At 62.7% G+C, this 5,181-nt stretch carries 4 protein-coding genes; 2 read left to right on the top strand and 2 right to left on the bottom strand.

Features of this window, described 5'->3' with window-relative positions; all coding sequences use genetic code 11:
- Positions 1 to 378: 378 nt before the first annotated feature.
- The gene (locus NKI08_RS34220; protein ID WP_352775879.1) at positions 379 to 1,128 is read right to left on the bottom strand and encodes an SDR family oxidoreductase; all 750 of its coding nucleotides are present in this window, start codon (positions 1,126 to 1,128) and stop codon (positions 379 to 381) included.
- Between the two features lie 518 nt (positions 1,129 to 1,646).
- Positions 1,647 to 3,029 (bottom strand): aminotransferase-like domain-containing protein, encoded by a 1,383-nt coding sequence (locus NKI08_RS34215; RefSeq protein ID WP_352775876.1) that lies wholly within the window; start codon positions 3,027 to 3,029, stop codon positions 1,647 to 1,649.
- 88 nt (positions 3,030 to 3,117) lie between these two features.
- Here NKI08_RS34215 and NKI08_RS34210 point away from each other — a divergent pair, with 88 nt between their 5' ends.
- Positions 3,118 to 3,909 carry a PhzF family phenazine biosynthesis protein gene (locus tag NKI08_RS34210; protein ID WP_352775874.1) on the top strand — a complete coding sequence of 264 codons (792 nt, stop codon included), beginning with the start codon at positions 3,118 to 3,120 and terminating at the stop codon, positions 3,907 to 3,909.
- Positions 3,903 to 4,526: a glutathione S-transferase family protein gene (locus NKI08_RS34205; RefSeq protein WP_352775871.1), complete on the top strand. Its 624-nt coding sequence runs from the start codon at positions 3,903 to 3,905 to the stop codon at positions 4,524 to 4,526. Before NKI08_RS34210 ends, NKI08_RS34205 begins: the two co-directional genes overlap by 7 nt.
- Positions 4,527 to 5,181 lie beyond the last annotated feature (655 nt).

Raw genomic sequence — 5,181 nt, 5'->3', positions numbered from 1 at the left:
CACACCCCGAAACACAAATCCCCATAGCTCACCGCCTGCGGCCCGCGGGTTCCTGCATCAGAGACTTTCGTACGCCTGACGGCACCCGAAACCCTTCAGCAATCTCGGCCGTACAGATCCGCTTTGCCGTTCCTGAAAGCTGACATCGCAGGCGACGGCGCTGGAGGTCGTGGTGGCGCCACTTGCGGACTGTGCCAGTGTTGGCGCGAATGGCAGCTTCGCGCGCAATCTCGAACTTGCCCAGCAGGATGGATCGGCAGGCCGGAAAGACTGGGCGTTCGAGAAGTCTTGCCCCACAAAGTGATCTGCCTTGGCGCCCTCTCGCCACTACCGAGTTGGCGTGAGCCGCAGTTCGAGACTCATCGCTGGGCCGAGTTCTCACATGATGTTCATGCCGCCATCGATTAGCATTTCAGAACCGACCATGAAACGGCATTCGTCGGACGCCAGAAACACCACCGCATTGGCAATTTCCTCGGCCGTCCCAAAGCGGCCTGCCGGGACCATCCCGACGACAGCGTTCGCCCGAGCCTTCGTTTCCGCCGGACCCAGACCAAGCTTGTCGTTGAGCGGCGTGTCTATCGGGCCCGGGCTGATCACATTGGCGCGGATGCCGCGCCCTATCAGCTCACCAGAGAGCGTTCGCGCCAATGAAATCATTCCGGCTTTTGCCAACGAATAGACGTGCGTTCCAGCCATTCCCATATGTGCGTTGACGGAGCCGCTGAGAATGATGGAAGCCGGATTCGAAAGGAGCGGGACCAAGGCCTTGACCAGGAAGTAAGGTCCTTTCAGATCGATGGCAACGCTCCGGTCAAAGGCCGCCTCGCTCCAGTCGGCAAGCGGACGCAAGTCAACGATGCCAGCGTTGACGAAGACAGCATCGAGCTTGCCGAATGCCGCTCCCAGCTGTCGGGCGATATCATCCTGGGCGGCAACGCTGCCCGCATCGGCAGCGATGATGAGCACATTGTCGCCGAGAGTCTTGCGGGCTTCTTCCAGACGGCCCTCGTTGGTGCCGGTGATCGCAACGCGAGCACCCTCCTCGAGAAAGCGGCGTGCTGTTGCGAGCCCGATGCCGCTGGTGCCGCCGGTGATCAGCGTAGCTTTGTTCCGCAGTCTGTGCATGACGGAGTTCCTCATACGGTCGCCCCCACCCGAGGGCCTTCTTACCTACAGTCGCGTTTAGCATTACGCGTCCAACAGGACAGCAGCCATCCTTGGCCAAATGAAAAATCGCGGGACCGACGACTGAGTGGCAACATTCCACCTGTCGAGACTTTCGTATCGCAGGTCATCTTACAGCACTGGGTCAGGCCACGACGATGTTCGCGACGACCTGAATGTCCGCTCTCCTGTATCCCCGCCTAAGACGGCCGGTCCGCAATCGCCCCAAAAAGAATCCATGGAAAAGCCCGACAGTGTGAAATGGGACTTTCACACTGAGTTCATTGGCGCTTGTCGCCGACGAGCCCTACTTGCAGACCTCATGCACGAGCCCCGCTTCGGTCGAAGAGCTGAGACGCTTCCCGAGGATCAATTGCTGCTGGGGCTCGAAGAGGCCGAGCAACATATCCAGCTCCGCAAGTTCTCCCTTAAGGTCCTCCATCGGTTGCTCGGCGCCGCTCATTGGCGACGCGGCGAGCTCAGATTACGCCGTGCTCGTGATCCGCGTGCTCATCCATCAAAATGCCCCTGAGCACGATCAGCGCGCGCTCGAGCACCAGGCCACTAGCCACACTGCCGACACATAGACGCAGGCCGCTCTCCACGGCGCCGTTCGCAACGGCGAATGCCGCTGGTGAAGTGAGCCGGATGCCAGCGTAAGACGCGCGAGCGGCTGCACGCTCAGCATTGATCTCCGGCATCGGCAGCCACACATGCAGGCTGGCGTCCGATCGCGGTTTGTCGATCACATCGCCAAGCACCGCGAGTGCGCGTGTCGTCCGCACACGCGTTTCGGCCATGGCTGCGCTTGCAATCTCGTCAGCGCGGCCGCTCTCGATCAACTGCGTCGTTACCGCACTGTTGATCCCCGCCGGCGAATGCATCAACGCCCGCATCGCCCGCGCGCAGCGGTCGAACACCTCGCCTGTTGGCGCGACGAGGAATCCGGCACGAAGCCCCGGTGCGACGATCTTCGACAAGGAACTGACATAGATCGTGCGCTCGGGCGCGAGCGCCGCGAGCGGCGGCACGTCGAGATGGCGCGCATAGGGCGCATAGACATCATCCTCGATGAGCCAGAGCCCGCGTGCGCGCGCCACCCGGACGATTTCGGCGCGCCGTTCCAGTCCCATCATCCGTGCAGTCGGGTTCTGCAGCGTCGGCAACGTGTAGAACAGGCGCGCGCCGGTTTCTGCGGCGGCCCTGTCCAGCGCTTGCGGGGTTGCGCCTTCGGCATCCATCTCCACGCCGCGGAGGGGATGGCCCAACTGGCTAGCCAGCGCCTTCGCCCCGGGGAAGGTCGCGGCTTCGCACAAGACCGGATCGCCTGGGGCGCAGAGCGCCGTTAGCGCGATCGCCATCGCATTCTGCGCGCCCGAGCAGCAGATCACCGTTTGCCATTCCACGCGCTGAAGATTGGCTGTCCGGGCGAGCCAGGCGGCGGCCGCCTGCCTGTCGCGATTAAGCCCGCAAGTCGACTGATAGCCCAACCGGTCGACCAAAGCTGGCCGCCGGCGCAGCGCGCTCAGAGCCTCGAGCACGGCGTCGTTCGCATTGATCGGCGCAAGATTGATGGTGAGGTCGATAGGTCCCGTGTCGGCGGTTGCCGGCGACCGGTCGATGACGAAGGTGCCGCGTCCAACATGACCCGCAATAAGCCCGCGCTCGGTCGCTTCGCCATAGGCGCGCGTGACGGCGCCGACACTGATCGAGAGCGCATGGGCGAGCTCGCGATGCGGCGGAAGCCTCGCGTCGGCAGGGAGGCGACCGTTCGCGATATCCGCCGCCATCGCATCGACGAGCTGACGATAGAGCGGCGCTGCATCCGAGCGATCGAGTACCGGGCTCCAGCGGGTCATCATGATTGCCTCATTTACTCATAGGGACATTAATAGAATTGACTCTCTCGTCAATCGGACGATTGTTATGATCTCAATGTGTGGAGCAGATATGTTCGTCCCGCTATACCAAGTCGATGCCTTTGCCAGCCGCCGCTTCGCCGGTAATCCGGCCGCCGTCATGGTCCTCGACGCCTTCGCCGCTGATGAGCATCTGCAGGCGATCGCCCGTGAGAATAACCTCGCCGAGACGGCCTTTCTCGTGCCGGACGGCCCGGACTTTCACTTGCGCTGGTTCACGCCGACGGTGGAGGTGCCGCTGTGCGGGCATGCCACGCTCGCGAGCGCTGCGGTTGTCATGGAGCGACTCGCGCCCGAGCGCCGCTCGGTGATTTTCCATTCGGCAAGCGGCCCGCTCACCGTCTCCCGCGCGGAAACGGGTTATGTGATGAACTTTCCAGCCCGGCCGATGATACAGACGATGATCCCTGACACGATGGCCGCCGCGCTTGAGCGGTTTCCGGTCGAGGTGCTCGTAGATCAGTTCAACTATCTGGCGCTGCTGGAGACTGCGGATCACGTTCGGCAACTGGCGCCCGATCTCGCCGCGATTGCACGGCTCGACCGGGGCGGCCTGATCCTTACCGCGCCGGGCGACGGCGGCTATGACTGTGTCAGCCGCTATTTCGCACCCGCCAAGGGCATTCCCGAGGACCCGGTCACTGGCGGCGCGCACTGCGCACTTGCGCCCTACTGGGCGGCCCGGCTCGGCAAGACGAGCTTGCGCGCTTTCCAGGCCTCGGCTCGCGGTGGCGAGCTGCTATGCCGCGTCGTCGGCGACCGCGTGGAGCTCGAGGGTTCCTGTGCCTTCTATCTCGAAGGTCGGGCGGACATCCGATGCTGAGAATCTATGGCTATGCGGGTTCGATCAATGTCCGCAAGGTGCTCTGGGCATGCGCCGAGCTCGACCTCGCATTCGAACCTGAGGATTGGGGTGGATCTCACCGGTCGATAAGCGAACCGTTGTTTCGGGCGCTCAATCCCGTCGCGATGGTGCCGGTGATCGACGACGCGGGGACAATCGTCTGGGAATCCAACGCGATTATCCGCTATCTCGCAGCGAGCCGAGATCGGTACGACTTGCTGCCCGGCGACCCGGCCGCGCGCGCTCGTGTTGAGATGTGGATGGATTGGCAGGTGTCGGATTTCAACAATAGTTGGCGAGTCGCCTTCCAAGGGCTGGTGCAAAAGAATCCAGAGCATCAGGATCCCGCCGAGATCGAACGGTCGATTGCTGCATTCTCGCGCATGGTCGCAATCGTCGATGGCGAACTCGCCAAATCGGGCGGCTTTATCTGCGGTCCCGACTTCACGCTCGCCGATATCCCGATCGGGCTCTCCGTTCATCGCTGGCGGTCGCTGCCCGGCGAGAAACCACAGTTCGACCATATCGAGCTCTATTACGACCGCCTCTGCGAAAGGGCAGGATTTCGCGAACATGGCCGGGATGGCGGGGCATAAGCCACCACTTCACGCTCGTCGATGTGTTCGGGACCCATCCGCTCACGCGGCCGATTCCGCCCAAGCTTGGCGGACGGGCGCGATATAGCCGACTCGGTCACGCTCCATCGCGATGACCGCCTCCGGCGGGGGCGGCGGTCTCTTCATGCTGGGCGGCCCATAGGATCAACTCGAATAGCACGGACGCCAGATCGATGCCGCGCCCGTCTCGACCGGCCGGTCACTATCAAGCGCATGTTCAGCGGTCTGACCCTCATGCTCGAAGGGAACATGCTCTGCAGCGTCTCGAGCGTAACGCGGTAGCGCGGCCTTGCCTGTGGTACGCGCGACTCTCAAAAAGGGGTTTGTCTACCATGCGACGGAGTGTCGCGGCGAACTGTTTGCACAGTAAAATCAATTATTTGGCGTAAGGCCTTTGCGAGAGCGAATGGCTGCCATAGTCGTCTAGGTGCAGAATAGGTGCAGGGCCGAGGTACGCAATCGGCGGTATGGGGCACGCGCTGCGTCGCGGATCGTGTTGGGCACCGACCGACGCTAGTCTAGGTCTGCTTCGCGCCTAATGCACGAACCCGCTTCGCGGGAGAGGCGCCTCGTTCTGAGATGGCGCGACTGCCATTTTGACTTGAGCGGGTAGAGGGGTCGATCTGACCATGGA

The sequence above is a fragment of the Mesorhizobium sp. M0768 genome, from assembly GCF_040320195.1.
GTDB lineage: Bacteria > Pseudomonadota > Alphaproteobacteria > Rhizobiales > Rhizobiaceae > Mesorhizobium.
The sequence above is the reverse complement of the archived record's forward strand: the minus strand, read 5'-3'. Positions and strand labels throughout refer to the sequence as shown.